Source organism: Devosia sp. Soil_C_22 (assembly GCF_057657195.1).
In genome coordinates, this window is the sequence record NZ_JBDGIY010000001.1 from 3,290,262 (window position 1) to 3,307,210 (window position 16,949).

General features: G+C 65.9%; 17 protein-coding genes. 8 read left to right on the forward strand and 9 right to left on the reverse strand.

Going from position 1 to position 16,949, the window contains the following annotated elements; all coding sequences use genetic code 11:
- Window positions 1-17: 17 nt before the first annotated feature.
- Window positions 18-914, forward strand: a complete 897-nt coding sequence (gene ku / locus AC3A6I_RS15915) for a non-homologous end joining protein Ku (RefSeq protein WP_487544726.1) — start codon at window positions 18-20, stop codon at window positions 912-914.
- Between the two features lie 138 nt (window positions 915-1,052).
- Entirely contained in the window at window positions 1,053-3,614 is a 2,562-nt protein-coding gene (gene ligD, locus AC3A6I_RS15920; RefSeq protein WP_487544727.1) for a DNA ligase D, read from the forward strand.
- A 375-nt stretch (window positions 3,615-3,989) separates the two neighbouring features.
- Here the strand turns inward: ligD and hemH are convergent, their stop codons facing one another.
- From hemH to AC3A6I_RS15935, 3 genes are all read right to left on the reverse strand, one after another.
- On the reverse strand, window positions 3,990-5,009 hold the full coding sequence (hemH, locus tag AC3A6I_RS15925; protein WP_487544728.1) for a ferrochelatase: 1,020 nt from the start codon (window positions 5,007-5,009) through the stop codon (window positions 3,990-3,992).
- Between the two features lie 82 nt (window positions 5,010-5,091).
- Window positions 5,092-6,813, reverse strand: a complete 1,722-nt coding sequence (locus AC3A6I_RS15930) for a HoxN/HupN/NixA family nickel/cobalt transporter (RefSeq protein ID WP_487544729.1) — start codon at window positions 6,811-6,813, stop codon at window positions 5,092-5,094.
- Window positions 6,814-6,829: 16 nt separating this feature from the next.
- Complete coding sequence (locus tag AC3A6I_RS15935; RefSeq protein ID WP_487544730.1) at window positions 6,830-7,729, reverse strand: LysR family transcriptional regulator; 900 nt, start codon at window positions 7,727-7,729, stop codon at window positions 6,830-6,832.
- Between the two features lie 126 nt (window positions 7,730-7,855).
- On the opposite strand from AC3A6I_RS15935, the gene AC3A6I_RS15940 reads away from it, so the two are divergent.
- Complete coding sequence (locus AC3A6I_RS15940; RefSeq protein WP_487544731.1) at window positions 7,856-8,302, forward strand: hypothetical protein; 447 nt, start codon at window positions 7,856-7,858, stop codon at window positions 8,300-8,302.
- Between the two features lie 162 nt (window positions 8,303-8,464).
- Here the strand turns inward: AC3A6I_RS15940 and modB are convergent, their stop codons facing one another.
- From modB to eda, 4 genes are all read right to left on the reverse strand, one after another.
- Window positions 8,465-9,148, reverse strand: coding sequence for a molybdate ABC transporter permease subunit (gene modB, locus AC3A6I_RS15945; RefSeq protein WP_487544733.1), 684 nt, complete (start codon window positions 9,146-9,148; stop codon window positions 8,465-8,467).
- A gap of 13 nt (window positions 9,149-9,161) precedes the next feature.
- Window positions 9,162-9,911, reverse strand: coding sequence for a molybdate ABC transporter substrate-binding protein (gene modA / locus AC3A6I_RS15950; RefSeq protein ID WP_487544734.1), 750 nt, complete (start codon window positions 9,909-9,911; stop codon window positions 9,162-9,164).
- A 69-nt stretch (window positions 9,912-9,980) separates the two neighbouring features.
- Window positions 9,981-10,349, reverse strand: a complete 369-nt coding sequence (locus AC3A6I_RS15955; protein ID WP_487544735.1) for a winged helix-turn-helix domain-containing protein — start codon at window positions 10,347-10,349, stop codon at window positions 9,981-9,983.
- Window positions 10,350-10,510: 161 nt separating this feature from the next.
- Complete coding sequence (eda, locus tag AC3A6I_RS15960; RefSeq protein WP_487544736.1) at window positions 10,511-11,146, reverse strand: bifunctional 4-hydroxy-2-oxoglutarate aldolase/2-dehydro-3-deoxy-phosphogluconate aldolase; 636 nt, start codon at window positions 11,144-11,146, stop codon at window positions 10,511-10,513.
- Between the two features lie 129 nt (window positions 11,147-11,275).
- Between eda and nadA the strand changes: the two genes are divergently transcribed.
- Window positions 11,276-12,340 carry a quinolinate synthase NadA gene (nadA, locus tag AC3A6I_RS15965; protein WP_487544737.1) on the forward strand — a complete coding sequence of 355 codons (1,065 nt, stop codon included), beginning with the start codon at window positions 11,276-11,278 and terminating at the stop codon, window positions 12,338-12,340.
- A 9-nt stretch (window positions 12,341-12,349) separates the two neighbouring features.
- Here nadA and AC3A6I_RS15970 read toward each other — a convergent pair whose 3' ends face one another.
- The gene (locus tag AC3A6I_RS15970; RefSeq protein ID WP_487544738.1) at window positions 12,350-13,138 is read right to left on the reverse strand and encodes a hypothetical protein; all 789 of its coding nucleotides are present in this window, start codon (window positions 13,136-13,138) and stop codon (window positions 12,350-12,352) included.
- A gap of 184 nt (window positions 13,139-13,322) precedes the next feature.
- On the opposite strand from AC3A6I_RS15970, the gene AC3A6I_RS15975 reads away from it, so the two are divergent.
- The 4 genes from AC3A6I_RS15975 to AC3A6I_RS15990 are packed head-to-tail and all read left to right on the forward strand — an operon-like array spanning window position 13,323 to window position 15,893.
- Complete coding sequence (locus AC3A6I_RS15975; protein ID WP_487544739.1) at window positions 13,323-13,691, forward strand: YegP family protein; 369 nt, start codon at window positions 13,323-13,325, stop codon at window positions 13,689-13,691.
- A 20-nt stretch (window positions 13,692-13,711) separates the two neighbouring features.
- Window positions 13,712-15,301 carry an L-aspartate oxidase gene (locus AC3A6I_RS15980; protein ID WP_487544741.1) on the forward strand — a complete coding sequence of 530 codons (1,590 nt, stop codon included), beginning with the start codon at window positions 13,712-13,714 and terminating at the stop codon, window positions 15,299-15,301.
- A gap of 50 nt (window positions 15,302-15,351) precedes the next feature.
- Entirely contained in the window at window positions 15,352-15,621 is a 270-nt protein-coding gene (locus AC3A6I_RS15985; protein ID WP_487544743.1) for a type II toxin-antitoxin system ParD family antitoxin, read from the forward strand.
- Complete coding sequence (locus tag AC3A6I_RS15990) at window positions 15,549-15,893, forward strand: type II toxin-antitoxin system RelE/ParE family toxin (protein ID WP_487544744.1); 345 nt, start codon at window positions 15,549-15,551, stop codon at window positions 15,891-15,893. The genes AC3A6I_RS15985 and AC3A6I_RS15990 overlap by 73 nt, the downstream gene beginning before the upstream one ends.
- 8 nt (window positions 15,894-15,901) lie before the next feature.
- On the opposite strand, the gene AC3A6I_RS15995 is transcribed toward AC3A6I_RS15990, so the two are convergent.
- On the reverse strand, window positions 15,902-16,897 hold the full coding sequence (locus AC3A6I_RS15995) for a carbohydrate kinase family protein (RefSeq protein WP_487544745.1): 996 nt from the start codon (window positions 16,895-16,897) through the stop codon (window positions 15,902-15,904).
- Window positions 16,898-16,949: the final 52 nt, after the last annotated feature.

Genomic DNA, 16,949 nt, shown 5'->3' on the forward strand with positions numbered 1-16,949 from the left:
CGTTCAGAGTTTTCACTATGGCTCCCGCTACCCGTCCGGTCTGGAAAGGCCAGCTGCGTCTTTCCCTCGTTTCCATCGCCGTCGAGATGTACACGGCGACCAAATCGGCCGGAAAGCCGAGCTTCCGCCAGATCCATGAGCCGACCGGCAAGCCGATCCACTACGAGAAGGTGGTCGACGGCGTCGGCAAGGTCGACAGGGACGATATCCGCAAAGGCTTCGAGTACGAGAAGGGCGACTACGTCCTCCTCACCGACGACGAGATCGACGCGGTGAAGCTCGAAACGCGCAAGACCCTCGAGCTGGTGCAGTTCGTCGACGAGGACGAGATCCCGCCGCTCTATTTCGACACGCCCTACTACCTCACGCCGGGCGACGAACTCGCCGAGGACGCCTTCCGCGTCGTGCGCGACGCGCTGCGCAAGTCGAAGAAGGTTGGGCTCGGGCAGTTGGCCCTGCGCGGCAAGGAGTATCTCGTTTCGATCAAGCCATGCGGCAAGGGTCTCCTGCTGGAGACGCTGCACTACGAGAACGAGATCAAGAAGTCCGACAGCTTCTTTTCCGACATTCCGGCCAAATCCACCGATGACGACCTGCTCGAGGTGGCGACGGCGCTGATCGAGAAAAAGACCGACAAGTTCGATATCGGGGCCTTCAAGGATCACTATCAGGCGGCGCTGCGCGAACTGATCGACCGCAAGCTCAAGTCGAAGGGCCGCAAGGTCGAGGTCGAGAAAGAAGAGCGCCGGCCGCGCGGCGACAACGTCGTCGACCTGATGGCGGCGCTGAAAAAGAGCCTCGAAGGCGGCAAGGCCTCGGAGGCAAAACCGGCTGCGCGCAAGGCGCCGGCCAAGAAGCCTGCCGCCACCAAGAAGCCGGCGGCGAAGGCTCCGGCGCGTCGGAAGGCGAGCTGAGATGCAGAGCCTCACCCCCCTCCCAACCTCCCCCACAAGGGGGGAGGTGCCGGCCGGTGACTTTGGCTGGATAGAGCCTCAAAACTCGATCAGCACCTGCCCCCTTGAGGGGGAGGTTGGGAGGGGGGAGGCCACACGATGAAATCCCCCGATCAACTCAAGGCCTACAACGCCAAGCGCGATTTCAAGAAGACAGCCGAACCCGCCGGCAAGGTCGCCCGGCGCAAGACAGACGAGCCGCTGCGCTTCATCGTGCAGAAGCATGATGCCACCCGCCTGCACTATGATTTCCGCCTCGAGCTCGATGGCGTCCTGAAGAGTTGGGCCGTGACCAAGGGCCCTTCCACCAATCCCGCCGACAAGCGGCTTGCGGTGCATGTCGAGGACCATCCGCTCGACTATGCCGATTTCGAGGGCACCATCCCCGAGGGCGAGTATGGCGGCGGCACGGTGATGCTGTGGGACGAAGGCACCTGGGAGCCGATCGGCGACCCGCACGAGGGGCTCGATGGCGGCGACCTGAAATTCACGCTGAAGGGCAAGCGCATGAAGGGCGAGTGGGTGCTCGTCCACATGAAGGGCCGCGACCAGAAAACCCGCACCGGCACGCGCGAGAACTGGCTGTTGATCAAGCACCGCGACCGCTACGCCACCGAGACCGATGGGCTGACCGAAAAGTTCACCACCAGCGTCGAGACCGGCCGCGATCTCGACGGCATCGCCAAGGGGCTGAAGTCCCGGCGCAAGGCCACAGCCGACAAGCCGACGAGCCAGGTGTGGACCAAGGCCGGTGCAGTCGCCCTGCCCGAGTTCCGCGAACCACAGCTGGCGACCCTCGTCGAGGAAGTGCCGGCCGGCAATGACTGGCTGTTCGAAACCAAATATGACGGCTATCGCGCCATCGTGGCGGTCGCCGGCCCCGAAGTGCGGCTCTACACCCGCAACGGCAATGACTGGACCACCCAGTTCAATAGGCTGGTCGAGCCGTTCAGCAAGCTGACCAAGGGCTCGGCGCTGATCGACGGCGAAATCTGCGCCTTCAAGGATGGCCGCAGCGATTTCTCGACGCTCAAGGACGCCCTGTCCAACGGCGGCGAGCTGACCTTCTTCGCCTTCGACCTGCTCGAGGTTGATGGCGAAAACATCGAGAAACTGCCGCTGCTCGAACGCAAGGCGCGGCTCGAAAAGCTGCTCGGCAAGCGCCGGAGGGATGACGAGATCCTGTTCTCCGACCACATTGTCGGCCACGGCGACAAGGTGTTCGCCGCCATGTGCGAGGCACACCAGGAAGGCGTGATCGCCAAGCGGACGGACTCGCCCTACCGGCATGATCGGACGCGCGAGTGGCTGAAGATCAAGTGCACCAACCGGCAGGAATTCGTCATCGGCGGCTGGCGTCCGTCGGACAAGAAGCGCGGCTTCGCCTCGCTGCTGCTCGGCACCTGGGAGAACGGGAAGCTGATCTATCGCGGCCGCGTCGGCACCGGCTTCAATGCCCAGAGCGCCGCCGAGCTGCAGGCCGAAATGGACAAGCGGGCGCGCAAAACCTCGGCCTTCGAGAGCGTGCCGCGCGACATCGTCCGGCGCGCCAGGTGGATCGATCCCGAGCTGGTCGGCGAGGTCGATTTCACCGAGTTCACCCCTGACGGCGTCCTGCGCCATCCTTCCTTCGTCGGCCTGCGCAAGGACAAGCCCGCGCGCGAGGTGAAACTGGAAACCAAGGCGCCCGCTGCCCCGGCGACAAAGAAAAAATCAGCGGCTAAGCTCAAGTCCATGGAGCTCACCGACGACATGGGGATAGCGGTGGCGGAGCGGCTCGGCGTCAGGCTGACCAATCCCAGCCGCGCCGTGCTGCCCGACGAGACCGCCACCAAGGGCAAGATCGTCGCCTATTACGAGGCGGTGGCCGAGCGCATGCTGCCCCATATCGAGAACCGCGCGCTGAGCCTCGTGCGCGTGCCGCACGGCCAGCGCCCGTTCTTCCAGAAGCACGACAGCGGCGGCTTTCCCGACGTGATGAAGCATGTCCAGATCAAGCTCAAGGAGAGCGACGACGAGGACCATTTCTATATCGACGACCTCGCCGGCATCGTCGGCGGCGTGCAGATGTCGACGCTCGAGTTCCACATCTGGGGCAGCCGCATCGACAAGCTCGAGCAGCCCGACCGCATCATCTTCGATATCGACCCCGACGAGGGCCTCGGCTTCGACCACGTTCGCGACGCCGCGCGCTACATCCGCGACGTGCTGAAGGACTGGGGGCTCGCAAGCTTCCCCATGGTCACCGGCGGCAAGGGCATCCACGTTATCGCCCCGCTGACGCCGCGCGCCGAGTGGCCCGAGGTCAAGGCCTTCTGCCACTATCTCGCCGACTGGCTGGCGGAGACCGAGCCGGAGCGCTTCACCTCGAACATCCGCAAGGCGACGCGAAAAGGTCGGATGTTCGTCGACTACCTGCGCAACGAGCGCGGCTCGACCGCCATTGCTCCGTTCTCGACCCGCGCCCGCACCGGCGTGCCGTGCGCCGTGCCGGTAGGCTGGGACGAACTCGACGGCCTCAAGGCCGCCAATGCCTTCTCGCTGGAGACCGCGGCCGCCAAGGCGCAGGAGCCCGACCCGTGGCCGGACTATTTCAAGCTGCGCCAGTCCATCACCAAGGCAATGCTTGAGAAGGTGCCGGAGGATTTGCTGAAGGGCTGAGCAGCAGGCGGCAGCTCGATCGTCGGGTGGGGACTACGGAGGCCAACCCCAACCGCCGTCATGCCCGGGCTTGACCCGGGCACCCGTGCATCGCTTCGGGCGTCCTATGGGTCGGCGGATCAAGCCCGCCGATGACGGCTGAGGAATCGTGGTTCGCCTCCAACTCGGTTGTCATCCCAGCGAAAGCTGGGATCCAAGCTTCAGCAAGCGCGGAGGAGAGTTGGATCCCAGCTTTCGCTGGGATGACAGCTGGTGGGCGGCGCGCGCCATGCCCTCCATGCCCCCTCTCTGCTGCGACTAACTCGCTACGCTCGTAAGTCTCGCGTCTCCCCCGCCAAGGGGGAGAGGGCGCGTCGCTGCATGCGCGCTAGCAGCCTAAATCCACCCCGCCAGTTCCTTCCGCACCACCGCTTCCAGCATATCCATGCCGCCCTCGGAATCGTTGAGGCACGGGATGTAGGCGTAGTGCTCGCCGCCGGCATGCTCGAACTGCTCGCGCCCGGTGATGGCGAGCTCTTCCAGCGTTTCGATGCAATCGACCGCGAAGGCCGGCGACACCACGGCGACGCGCTTGATGCCCTTGCCCGGCAGCGCCATCAGCGTCTCGTCGGTATAGGGCTGCAGCCATTCGGTGGGCCCGAACCGGCTCTGGAACGTCACCATCAGCTTGTCGGCCGGCCAGCCCAGGTGCTCACGCACCAGCCGCGTCGTCTTCACGCACTGGCAGTGGTACGGGTCGCCCTTCTTCAGGTACTCGACCGGCATGCCGTGATACGAGGTGAGGATCACATCGGGCGTGAAATCGAGCCGCGCCACGCCCTCGTAGATGCTCTCGGCCAGCGCCTCGACATAGGCGCGTTCCTCGAAATAGGCCGGCAGCGTGCGCACGGCCGGCTGCCAGCGCACATCGCGCAGCGCCTCGAAGGCCTTGTCGTTGGCGGTCGCGGTCGTCGTCGCCGAATATTGCGGATAGAGCGGCGCCAGCAGGATCTTCTGGCACCCGGCCGCGATCAGAGCCTTGATGCCGGCCTTGGTCGACGGCTTGCCGTAGCGCATGCCGTACTCGACCACCACGTCATGGCCAAGCCGCTCCTGGAGCTTGGCGACCTGCCGGCGGGTGATGACGCGCAGCGGGCTGTCGCCGGCCTCGTTGTCCCAGATGCGCTTGTAGTTCTCGCCGCTCTTTTGCGGCCGCGTCGAGAGCACGATGCCCTGCAGGATCGGCTGCCAGATCAGCGGGTTGGCCTCGATCACACGGGGGTCGGACAGGAATTCGCTGAGGTAGCGCCGCATCGACCAGTAGTCGGTGCCATCGGGTGTGCCGAGGTTGAGCAGCAGCACGCCGACCCGCGGGGCGGCGATGGGGGGATGTCCGGGGGGCAGCTCTACGGCCATCGGTTCACGCGGGGTCGGTTCGAAATCGGGCGCACCATAGTCGGCGACTGCGACAACACAAGAGCTAGGGTGTCGCGCCGGCTCAGATCGAGGCCAGCAGCAACGTGGCGCCGAACAGGAAGACGACGATGGCGCCGACGAGTTCCGCCCACCAGACCACGCGCTGCGCCACCACGCCATCGCGGCCGAGATAACGCGTCGCAAATCCCTTGGCGCCGACGGCAAGCGTGGCCAGCACGGCGACGGTGATCGCGGTGCCGAGGCCCATGAGGAACACGGCTGCGATCCCCTGGTAGAAAATGCCCTGGCTGAGGGCGAACACCAGCACCACCAGTGCGCCCGAGCACGGCCGCAGCCCGACCCCGAGCACCACGCCCAGCTGCTCGCGCCAATCGCCGCCGGTGCGGTCGGCGGTCACGGCGTGTGCATGGGCATGATCGTGGTCATCGTGGCCGTGACCGTGACCGTGGTGATGATGCTCGTCGCCATGGTCATGGCCATAGTGCGCGTGCCCGGGTGCGCGGCCATAGGCATCACGCAGACCGGCGCCGACCAGTTCCTCCTCGTGCAGATGCGCATGCGCCTTGGCCGCGAGATCGGTCGCCGGCGCGTGCTCGTGCGCGTGATCGTGCGAATGGCCCCAGCCGAACAGTTTGCGCGCGATCAGCCACAGGCCGAGCAGCGCCACCAGCGCGTAGGAGGCCTTTTCGATCCAGCTCACCGCGTCGGACATGGCGATGCTGGAAAGGCCCAGGATCGCCGCCGCAATGCCGACGAACACCACCGCCACCAGCGACTGCGTCAGCGCCGCCGCAAAGCTCAGCGAGATACCGCGCTTGAGCTGCCGCTCGTTGGCCAGCATGTACGAGCCGATCACCACCTTGCCATGCCCCGGCCCGGCGGCGTGGAACACGCCATAGAGAAAGCTCAACCCGCCCAGGATCCAGAAGGCGTTGCCGTCGCTCTTGAGCGCCGACAGCGCACCGGTGAGGCCGCGATAGAAATCCGACTGCACCTGCGCCACCCAACCGAGAAAGCCGGTGCGCGGCAACACGAACCCGGGCTCGGGCGGCGGACCGCCGAACGGCAGCGCCGGCCGCGCCTCGGCCACCTGCGTCACCGCCTCGACGGCGGTCGCGGCCACCGGCGGCGGCGCGGCGCCGGAACAATCGATGATGATGGCGCCCTGCGTGCCGCGCAGCGCCAGCTCCAGGTCGGGCGGCAGCTGCGTCACGTCGGGCGGCAGTTCGAACAGCCGTGCCTGCAGGTCGGGCGGCACATCGCGCGGCGGCTCGAGATGGGCGGCACAGCCAGCCGGCGCGTTCTCGAGCGTCAGGTCCTCGGAGCGCAGCGTGATCGCGACATAATATTCCGGATCGGCAATGGCGATCTGCAGCCTGTCCTTGATCCGGTATGGCGCTTGCGGCTCGATGCCGAAGGTGAGGGTCGAGCGGTTGTTCTCGTAGACGAACTGGCCGTTATCCATCGAGGCGAACGGCAAGGAGGCCGTGGCCTCGCCGGCCGAGGTGTAGAAGCCATATTGCGCGAGGCCCGCGACATTCTCGGCAGCAAGATCCTGCATCTCCTCGCTCGAGGTGATGCCGTCGCCATTGGTATCAAGCCCCTGGACCTGCCAGACCGAGAAGGCTTCGTCGAAGGTCCAGGCGTTGCGGATCGAGATGAGTTCGCCCGCGTCGTTGAAGGTGATGGTGGCCTTGGCGTCGATGAAGATATGCGGATGCGCTGCCGCGCCGCTCGTGAGCCCGAGCACAGTAGCAGTGGCGAGAGCGAATTGACGCAGCATCGACATCGCCATTCCGTCAGTTGACCGGATTATCGGCGAACCAGCCGACCAGGTGGTCGATCAGCGCGCGCACCTTGCCCGCGAGATGCCGCCGATGCGGGTAAACGGCCTGCAGGCTCGGGCCTTCGGGCATGCGGTCCTCCAATACCTTCACCAGCCGGCCGGCGGCGATATGCGCATCGGCGAGGTAGGTGGGCAATACGGCAAAGCCGAGGCCGGCGAGCGCCGCCTGCATGGCGGCCACAGGAGAATTTACCCGCGCCGGACCGGCGACATGCACGGTGATCGGCTTGCCGTCCTCGATGAAGCGCCAGGTGCTGTGCGACGGCATGTTCACATCGAGGATGCACGGCATGTTGCGCAGCTCCTCGCCGGATTTGGGCAGCCCGGTCTTTTTGACCAGCCCGGGCGACGCGCAGATGACATGCTTCATGTCGGCGATCTTGCGCGCGATCAGCGAAGAGTCGGCGAGCGTCGAGATGCGCAGCGCCACGTCGATCCCTTCCTCGACGAGGTCGACATAACGGTCCTCCAGCCTGAGATCGACCGAGACCAGCGGGTTCTTGGCCATGAAATCGAAGATCGCCGGCGCCAGCGTCGTCTCGCCCAGATTGCGCGGCGCCGATACGCGCACCATGCCGCGCGGCTCGGCCGTCTGGTCGGAAATGGTGGCGTCGAGGTCATCGAGCTGCTGCAGCAGCTGGCTCGCCTCGCGATAGTAAGCCTCGCCCGCCTCGGTGAGGCTGAGTTTTCGCGTGGTGCGGTTCATCAGCCGCACGCCGAGATAATCCTCGAGATCGGTGACATACTTGCTCAGCAGCGCCTTGGAGCGGCCATGCTGGCGCGCCGCGGACGAAAAACCGCCGGCGTCGAACACCTGCACGAAGGCACGGATACGGGCGAGATCCTGGCTCATCTGACGGGCTCGCGGCTGGGAAATTCCTGCATCCCGCGAACGGGACGACAGAACGCATAATTCATCTGTGAATGCTGAACAATGCGGCCCCTTGGTCGCATCGCGATTAACGATAGGATGGCGCTCATGTCGCTCGAGCCCACGCCGCAGTCTATCTATCCGCCCATGTCCGAACCAGAAGCCCGTTCAACGCTCTACCGGCTGATCGAAGCCGGCCAGCTAGCGCACAAAGCCCTGCTGGTGCCGCTGCTCGACCGCGGGCTCGAGCCGGGCGACGATGCGGTGATCTTCGTGCTGCACGCCGGAGCTGCCGACGAAGACCGGCTGGCTGACGCGCTCGGCCTGCCGCGCGAAGCGCTGGACCCGCGGCTGAACCGCCTGATCGAGCGCGACATCATCGTGCGGCAGGAGACCGGGCTGGCGTTGAGCGAGCGCGGCGTCCGCGTGCACGAGGTGCTCGCCGCCAACTGGGAGCAGCTGGAGGGCGCCCTGTTCGCCGAACTCGCGGACAAGAAGCGCAAGGGCATCGACAAGGCGCTGAAGCGGTTCGTGGAGTTGCTGCGGCTGGCTTAGGCCGGTGCGTGTGGTCGCCCCCTCCACCGCCTGCGGCGGTCCCCCTCCCCCGCTGCGCAGGGGAGGATCCCGGCGAGATCGTGCCACAGCGGATCCTCCACCGTGAAACGGGGGAGGGGGACCAGCGAAGCTGGTGGAGGGGGCGGCCACAACCGCCAGCCCCTACCCCACCACCCGCCCGAACCGCCGATCCACCAGCATCACCGCGGTAATCACCACAAACGCGAACACCACCATCCCGCCCGCGAGCACATGCGCCTTGTCCCATTCGATCCGCTCGACGAAATCGTAGATCGCCATCGAAACGAGCTTGGTCTCACCCGGAATATTGCCGCCGATCATCAGCACGACGCCGAACTCGCCCACCGTATGGGCAAAAGTGAGGATGGCGCCGGTGAGATAGCCCGAGCGCGCCATTGGGACGACAACACGGAAAAAGCTCTGCCGCGATGTGGCGCCGAGCGTCGCGGCGGCCTCGAGCGGCTCGCTGCCGATCGCCTCGAACGCGGTGCGCAGCGGCTGGACCATGAAGGGCAGCGAGTAGATCACCGAGGCGACCACCAGCCCCTCGAACGAGAAGGCGAGCGTGCGTGCGCCCCACAACCCGGCGACAAGGCCGCCCGGACCGTTCGGCCCGAAGGCCAGCAGCAGGTAGAAGCCGAGCACGGTGGGCGGCAGCACCAGCGGCAGCGACACGATCGCGGCGACCGGCTCCTTCCACGCGCTTTTCGAGCGGGTCAGCCACCAGGCGACCGGCGTGCCGATCACCAGCAGCAGGGCGGTCACGATGAGCGCTAGGGTCAGCGTCAGCCGGACCGGCTGGAGTATCTCCTCGGCACTCAGCATGGCGGGCCTGCCCCTATTCGGCGGCTACCTCGTAGCCGTATTTCTCGATGATGGCCGTGCCTTCATCGGACTGCAAGAAGGCGAGAAAGGCCCTGGCCGCCTCGTTGTCCTTGCCATGCGTGGTCAACACCGCATCCTGCAGGATCGGCGCATAGTCCTCGGCCGGCACGCGCCAGATCTGCTTGTCGGGCTTGCCGACCACCTGACTCAGCGCCACGAAGCCGAGCTCCGCATTGCCGGAATCGACGAATTGCAGCGCCTGAGTGATGTTCTCGCCCTGGACGATCTTGGGCGTCACCGCTGCCGTGAGCCCGAGCTTTTCGATCACCTCCACACCTGCCGCGCCATAGGGCGCGGTCTTGGGGTCGGCGATAGCGATGTGCTGGAACGCATTGGCCGCCAGCACCGCCGCGCCATCGGTGACATCGATCGAAGGCGAGTAGAGCACGACCTTGCCCGCCGCATAAGTGAACACGGTGCCGTCGACACCATGCCCCTCGATCACCGCCTGCGCCGGCCGCTTGTTGTCGGCCGACAGGAACACATCGAACGGCGCCGCCTGGGTCAGCTGCGTATAGAGCTGGCCGGTGGCGCCGAAGCTGAACACCACGGTGTCGCCGGTCTTGGCCGTGAAGGCGGCGCCGATTTCCTCGGCCGGCTTGGTGAAGTTGGCCGCGACGGCCGCTTTGACCTCGGCGGCGAGCGTGGGCGCGCTCAGCAGCGCGGCAATCGCAAGCCCGGCGAGCAGGGAAATCCGACGCATGATCTGTCCTCGATATGTCCGAACGGGAATATCGATGGTTGTGGCAAGCCACAGTCAGGCGTTCAAGCGTTATTTTCGTTTGGACATATCGATGTGCAGCGTCGTCAGCGCCTCGACATCGCGGGCGATAGCGCGCCGCGTCGCCTCCTGCATGCCGCGATAGCGCTCCAGCACTTCGCGCCCGATGGCGGTGAGCGAAGCGCCCTGCGCGTTACCGCCGCGCGCCGTCTCGACCAGCGGGGCGCCAAACCCGTCGTTCAACGCCTGCACCAGGCTCCAGGCCCGCTTGTATGACATGCCCATGCGCTTGGCCGCCTCGGAGATCGAGCCGGTCTCGGCAATGAGCTCCATCAGGTCGGCCCGGCCGGGGCCGATGTAGAAGGTCTCGGACAGGGTGACGCGCAGGTGCGAAAGGCCGACGGTCTTGTTCTTGGGCACGAAGCTCTCCTCTTCATCCTCCCCCGTTCACGGGGGAGGGGGACCGCCGCAGGCGGTGGAGGGGACGACGGGAGGCGCCGGCGTATGTGGCCGCCCCCTCCACCAGCTTCGCTGGTCCCCCTCCCCCGCTGCGCAGGGGAGGATGAGGGGCCCTGCCCGCCTCAGCCCTTCAGCCCAGCCGCTTCCCGTGCCAGCGTCTCGATCCGCTTCCAGTCCTTGTTGGCGATCGCGTCCGCCGGCATCACCCATGAACCGCCGACGCAGATCACGTTGGGCAGCGCCAGGTATTCCTTGGCCTTGACCATGTCGATGCCGCCGGTGGGGCAGAAGGTGATGTCGGCCAACGGGCTCGCATAAGCCTTCAGCACCTTGGCTCCGCCCAGCGCCTCGGCCGGGAAAAACTTGAGATACGAGTAACCATGCTCCGACGCAGTCATCGCCTCGGTCGGCGTGCCGATGCCGGGCAGCAGCGGGATCTTGTGCTCCTCGGCCGCCTCGAGCAGGCGCGGCGAGGCGCCGGGCGACACCATGAACTGGCAGCCGGCATCGACCGAGTGGCCCATCTGCAGCGGCGAGCGCACCGTGCCCGAGCCGACCACGGCGCCTTTGACCTTGGCCATTTCCTCGATCACCTGCAGCGCATGCGGAGTGCGCAGCGTCACTTCCAGCACCGGCAGGCCGCCATTGACCAGCGCCTCGGCAAGGTCCCGCGCCGTCGAAACATCGTCGTGGATAATGACAGGGATCACCGGCGCGAGCGACAACGTCTGGCGAAGGGCGGCGGCATCTTGCGGCATGGTGATCCTCGGGTCTGGCTTTCGGCGACACGGTTAGGCAGAACGCGCATGGCGATCAAGCCAAATCGATGCATTGAAATGGCCACCATTCGACCTTAAGTGTCCCCCCGGCTCTGGAGGGACCTTGCGGTGCAGACCATCAACGCCTTGACCCCGCTCGAGGAGGCGCGCGCCATCCTCGCGGAGAACTTCGACCTCAAGTTCACCAAGGCCGTCGAGCGTGTCACCGCGCGCGTCTATGACCGCGTCAAGGACCGCATCCCCGAGATCGAATGGCCCTTCTATGCGCCGCTGATCCTGCAGATCAACCGGTTGAAGAAGCAGAAGGATGCGGTCATCCTCGCACACAACTACCAGTCGCCGCAGATCTATCACGGCGTTGCCGATATCGTCGGCGACAGCCTGCAGCTTGCGATCGAGGCAACCAAGGTCAAGCAATCGGTGATCGTGCAGTGCGGCGTGCACTTCATGGCCGAGACGTCGAAGCTGCTGAATCCCAAAAAGACCGTGCTGATCCCCGACAGCCGTGCCGGCTGCTCGCTGGCGAGCTCGATCACGCCCGAGGACGTAATCGCCATGCGCGCCCAGTACCCGGGCGTACCGGTGGTCACCTATGTGAACACCTCGGCGGCCGTGAAGGCGGTGACCGATATCTGCTGCACCTCGTCCAACGCCGCCGACATCGTCAACGGCATCAAGGGCGACACCGTCATCATGATCCCCGACCAGTTTCTGGCGCGGAACACGGCCAAGAAGACCGGCAAGAAGATCATCACCTGGGCCGGCTCGTGCGAAGTGCACGAAACCTTCACCGCCGACGACATCGCCGAGTTGCGCCACGCCTATCCGACGGCCAAGATCATCGCCCACCCCGAGTGCCCGCCCGAAGTGATCGACGCGGTGGATTTTTCCGGCTCGACCGCCGCGATGATCAACTACGTGAAATCGGAAAAGCCGCCACGCGTGGTGATGGTCACCGAGTGCTCGATGTCGGACAACGTCGCGTCCGAGACGACCGGCGTCGATTTCCTGCGCGGCTGCAACATCTGCCCGCACATGAAGCGCATCAACCTCGAGAACGTGCTGTGGTCGCTCCACACCATGAGCGAGGAAGTCACCGTCCCCGCCGAGCTGATGGAACCCGCCCGCGCCGCCGTGCAGCGGATGATCGATTTCTCGAAGAAGGGCGACTAGCGACCGGGTTCAATCTCGGTCGAAGATGTGGGCCCGGTGATAGGCGATCAGCTCGAGATCGGGCCATAAAGAAGGCTCTTCGGACAGCGCCAGCCGCCCCAGTGGCAGCAGGCATTCGTGCAGTTCCGGATCGATCAGCCGTTCCGACACCTGGAAGCCGAAGCTTGGTCCCAGCGTGATGTGTCCGTGGGTCCAGGCCCGCTCGGCATCAGGCACCATGGGCAGGTAGTTTCGCACATGCAGCGGACCGCCCAGCTCGCGCGGCCGGATGGCGACCACGCGCAGGCCGGGATGCGGCCGGACCTTTGACGGGCTGAACTGAGCACCGGTGAAAGCGCAGCGATAGGACCAGCGCTGGAGCACGCGATCATGGATCTTGAGATACGCGCCAAGCGCCGCCTCGCGATCCTGCAGGAACAAGGCCTGCGCCTCGGCCAGCGCTTGCTCGCTGGCATCAGCCGCAGCTTGCACGATCTCCTCGAAGCGGTCGTCGTCGAGCGAGAGGCTGCGGCGCACACCGGGATCACGGACTTCGTCTTCAATCGCGCTGAGCACCGGCGGGGAGAAGGCTCGATAGTCGCCCAGCCGCAGTACATCGAAATCCGGCGCGTCAAGATCGAGGCCGATCACCCGCCCGCTACCCACGAACAGCAGAGCTTCCGCTGCACGCTGATAGATAACGATGGACTGGCCGAAAGCCCGGTGAGCAATCACCCCCGTGCGGCTAGGGATGCGGAAGCCAACCCGACCCGCGCCGAGCTGCACCTCCTCCCCCACTGCCAGTGCCAGCCTCGCCACCGACGCCCCCATGTCAGCGCAAACTAGGCATGGATACGGGAAATAGTCTACGTAGTCGCCCCGATGGGATGGCTAGCCCTTTGGGCCTGAGGCTAAATTTGTATTGCCACGCCGGTACTTCGCGCTAACGTTGCCGCGGCGGGCGGGGGAGGAGCCTCGGCCCGGAACACGAGGTCGAAGCGTCATGCCACATTCATTCAAGATCACTGCCGCCAAGGGCGGCCAGTTCGTTTCCAAGTTCGTTTACAATGCCGAGACGATCTTCTGGTCCGAGAACTACGCCAGCAAGTCGAGCGCTCAGAACTGCATCGATTCGCTGAAGAAGAACGCGCCCGGGGCCAGCGTCGTCGACACGACAGCCGGTGAAGAAGGCAAGGGTTACCGCTTCGAGATCGTCGCCTCCAAGGATGGCCAGACTTTCGTGCGTTTCGTTGCTTCCAATGGCGAAACCATGGTCCGCACCGAAACCTACGCATCCAAGTCTAGCGCTAAGAATGCCATCGAATCGCTGCAGACCCGGGCTGTCGACACGCCCGTCGTCGACGAGGCCTGACCGGCAGCGCCGGTAAGACCATGGTTTTCACAGACAATGTGCTCAACGCCGACGGTGCCCTGATCGTCGGCGCGGGTCTTGCTGGCCTGTTTTGCGCGCTGAAACTGGCGCCGCGCCCGGTCACCGTCATCAGCCCCAAGCCGCTCGGCAATGGCGCCTCTTCCGCCTGGGCCCAGGGCGGCGTCGCTGCGGCCGTGGGCGAGGGCGACAGCCCGCACGACCATGCCGTCGACACCGAAATCGCCGGCGCCGGCATCGTCGACCATGACGAAGCCGAGTCGGTGGCGGCCGAGGCCGCGGCGCGCATCGAGGATCTCGCCCGCTGGGGCACGCCCTTCGATCGCGACGAACTCGGCCACTATCTGCTCAGTAAGGAAGCCGCCCATTCGCGCAACCGCGTCGTCCGGGTGGCCGGCGACCGCGCCGGCTATGCCATCATGCAGGCCATCATCGCCGAAGTGCGAAAAACGCCATCCATCCGGGTGGTCGAGGGCCTGACGGTCGTCGACCTCGCCCGCGCCGACGGCCGCATCATCGGCGTCTACGCCCGCAAGCTCGGCGACCGCTATGCCGAGCCGGTGCTGGTGCGCGCTCGCGCCACCGTGCTGGCCGCCGGCGGGCTGGGCGGGCTCTATGCCGTCACCACCAACCCGCCCGGCGTGCGCGGCCACGCCATGGGCATGGCAGCCCGGGCGGGCGCGGTGATCGCCGACCCCGAATTCGTGCAGTTCCACCCCACCGCGATTGCCACCGGCGCCGACCCGGCTCCGCTCGCCACCGAAGCGCTGCGCGGCGAAGGCGCTATCCTCGTCAACGATCTCGGCGAACGCTTCATGCCGGCGATCCACCCGGATGCCGAGCTCGCCCCGCGCGATATCGTCGCCCGCGCCAACTATCGGCAGATCAAGGCGGGCCGCCGCGTCTTCCTCGATACCCGGCAGGCGATCGGCGCGCGCATCCTCACCGCCTTCCCCACGGTCGCCAAGTACTGCACCGATTTCGGCATCGACCCGGTCAACCAGTTGATCCCGGTGACGCCGGCCGCGCACTACCACATGGGCGGGGTGAAGGTGAGCGAGAACGGCCGCTCGTCGCTGCCTGGCCTCTGGGCCGCGGGCGAGTGCTCGTCGACAGGCCTCCACGGCGCCAACCGCCTCGCGTCGAACTCGCTGCTCGAAGCGGTGGTCTATGGCGCGCGCATCGCCGCCGACATTTCCGGCCTCGAACCGCTACGCGCTCCGCTCGCCCCCTTTCCCGGCATCGGCTGGAACGAGGCCGAGGGCGAGGCGGTGGAGGAACGCCTGCGCAACCTCACCGCCGTGCAGGAGCTGCGCCGGGTGATGACTGACCTGGTCGGCGTCGAACGCAACGCCGCCGACCTGCGCATCGCGCTCCGCTCCATCGCCGAACTCGAGGCAACGGCGCAAGGCGTCACCCGCTCGTTCCTCAACATGACGACATCGGCAACGCTGGTGGCCGCCGGCGCTCTGCAACGCGAAGAAAGCCGCGGCGGCCACTTCCGCACCGACTTCCCCGAGCCGCGCACCGAGTGGGCGCACCACACCGAGATGACGCTGGACGACGCACTGAGGATCCGCGCCGGGGCGTGATTGGCGAAACTATCATAAAGTGATAGTCTTGAGGTCAAAGGAGACGCACCATGCCATCCAGCTACACCCTCGGCGAGCACTACGAGAAATTCGTCCGCGAGCTCGTGGAGAGCGGACGGTACGCGAGCGCCAGTGAAGTCGTTCGCGACGGGCTGCGACTGATGGAACAGCGCAATATCGAGCGGCAAGCCAAGCTTGATTGGCTGAAAGCGGAGATCGAAAAGGGCTTCGAGGGGGAGCCCGAGCCATGGGATCCGGAAGAGGCCAAGCGAGAAGGCCGGAGGATTCTTGCCGAGCGCCGCCGAAACAATGCCGCTTAGGATCCGTCGCTCGCGCTTGGCGCAGCTTGATCAGAACGGCATATGGCTCACAGTCGCAGAGGACAGCGTCAGCGGCGCAGACGGCGTACTTGATCTTCATGTTGGCCGAACAGCCAGCCGCGGGAAGGGATCGCAGCGAACTGAAGGTGGGCCTTCGATATTTCCCGGTCGGCAGCTACCTGATCTTCTACACCATCGCGCCAGACGCCATCGAAATTCGCCGTGTCATGCACGGCGCCCGCGACATCACAGCCGAGCTGTTCGAGGACTGAGGGCGTAGTTACCGCGCTACCAGCACCGCATCCACCTCCGGCCGCGTCGGGGGGACGCAGCCGAAGTGGCGGCAGTTGAGGCCGGCGACGACGGCGCCGAAGCGCAGGATCTCGGCCAGTGCCTTGCCGTCGAGCTGGCGCAGGCTGTCGGGCGACAGCGCGCTGCGCTCGTTGAGCGTCGTCAGAACGCCGGCCATCAAGCTGTCGCCAGCGCCGACCGTGTCGCCGAACGGTTCGGCGGGATAGATCGGCGCGGTGGCCGCGCCGGCTTTGGTGAAGGCCCGGCTGCCCTCCTCGCCGAAGGTGACGATGACGAGGCCCATGTTGGGCCGGCCGAGGAAGTCGGCGACGTATTTTTCGACCAGCGCCTCGGTTTCGGCCACGGTGAAGTCGCTCGCCTTCACCGCCTTGTTGCGTTCGAGCGCCCCCAGATCTTCGATCGAAACCTTCACGAGGTTGACGATGTCGAGGAACTGGTCGAGCCGCCGCTTGTAGCCGGTAAAGTCTCTGACCAGCGACGGCCGCACGTTCGGGTCCATCGACAGCGTCGCCCCGCGCCGGGCCGCTTCCTTGGATACATCCAGCCACACCGCCGCATCTTCGGGCTCGATCGGGCAGAAGCCGCCGACCTGGAACACCTCGAGCTTTTCGGGCAGCGCCGCGATCAGCCCCTCGCGGGTGAAGGCGCGATCGGCTTGGCGGTAAAAGCCGTATTGCGCACTCTTCTTCGCGTCGAAGGTGACGACGGCGAGCGTGGTATAGGCGTCGACGCGATCCTTCAGCAGCGGCGTCACGCCGGCTTCGGCGAGCGGGGCGAGCAGGTAGGTGCCGAGCCCGTCCGAGCTGATCGGGCAGAGAAAGCCGGTATCGTTGCCGAGCTTGGAGAGCGCGATGGCGCAGTTATAGGGCGAGCCGCCCTGGTGCGCGACGAGGCGGATGCTGCCATCGAGGCCGGCCGGCTCCGAAATGAGATCGATCAGGCTCTCGCCACCGACAACGAACATGCGAACTCCCCCGCGCTAGCGTCGGGCTTGGTTACAATGGCGGGCGGCGGAA

Excerpts from the sequence above, each read along its gene's own strand:
- ku (WP_487544726.1), top strand. The coding sequence starts at position 18 with ATGGCTCCCGCTACCCGTCCGGTCTGGAAAGGCCAGCTGCGTCTTTCC.
- AC3A6I_RS15990 (WP_487544744.1), top strand. The coding sequence starts at position 15,549 with ATGGGATCCGGAAGAGGCCAAGCGAGAAGGCCGGAGGATTCTTGCCGA.
- AC3A6I_RS15995 (WP_487544745.1), bottom strand. The coding sequence starts at position 16,897 with ATGTTCGTTGTCGGTGGCGAGAGCCTGATCGATCTCATTTCGGAGCCG.
- AC3A6I_RS15980 (WP_487544741.1), top strand. The coding sequence starts at position 13,712 with ATGGTTTTCACAGACAATGTGCTCAACGCCGACGGTGCCCTGATCGTC.
- AC3A6I_RS15930 (WP_487544729.1), bottom strand. The coding sequence starts at position 6,813 with ATGCTGCGTCAATTCGCTCTCGCCACTGCTACTGTGCTCGGGCTCACG.
- modB (WP_487544733.1), bottom strand. The coding sequence starts at position 9,148 with ATGCTGAGTGCCGAGGAGATACTCCAGCCGGTCCGGCTGACGCTGACC.
- hemH (WP_487544728.1), bottom strand. The coding sequence starts at position 5,009 with ATGGCCGTAGAGCTGCCCCCCGGACATCCCCCCATCGCCGCCCCGCGG.
- AC3A6I_RS15940 (WP_487544731.1), top strand. The coding sequence starts at position 7,856 with ATGTCGCTCGAGCCCACGCCGCAGTCTATCTATCCGCCCATGTCCGAA.
- modA (WP_487544734.1), bottom strand. The coding sequence starts at position 9,911 with ATGCGTCGGATTTCCCTGCTCGCCGGGCTTGCGATTGCCGCGCTGCTG.
- AC3A6I_RS15935 (WP_487544730.1), bottom strand. The coding sequence starts at position 7,729 with ATGAGCCAGGATCTCGCCCGTATCCGTGCCTTCGTGCAGGTGTTCGAC.
- AC3A6I_RS15985 (WP_487544743.1), top strand. The coding sequence starts at position 15,352 with ATGCCATCCAGCTACACCCTCGGCGAGCACTACGAGAAATTCGTCCGC.
- eda (WP_487544736.1), bottom strand. The coding sequence starts at position 11,146 with ATGCCGCAAGATGCCGCCGCCCTTCGCCAGACGTTGTCGCTCGCGCCG.
- AC3A6I_RS15975 (WP_487544739.1), top strand. The coding sequence starts at position 13,323 with ATGCCACATTCATTCAAGATCACTGCCGCCAAGGGCGGCCAGTTCGTT.
- ligD (WP_487544727.1), top strand. The coding sequence starts at position 1,053 with ATGAAATCCCCCGATCAACTCAAGGCCTACAACGCCAAGCGCGATTTC.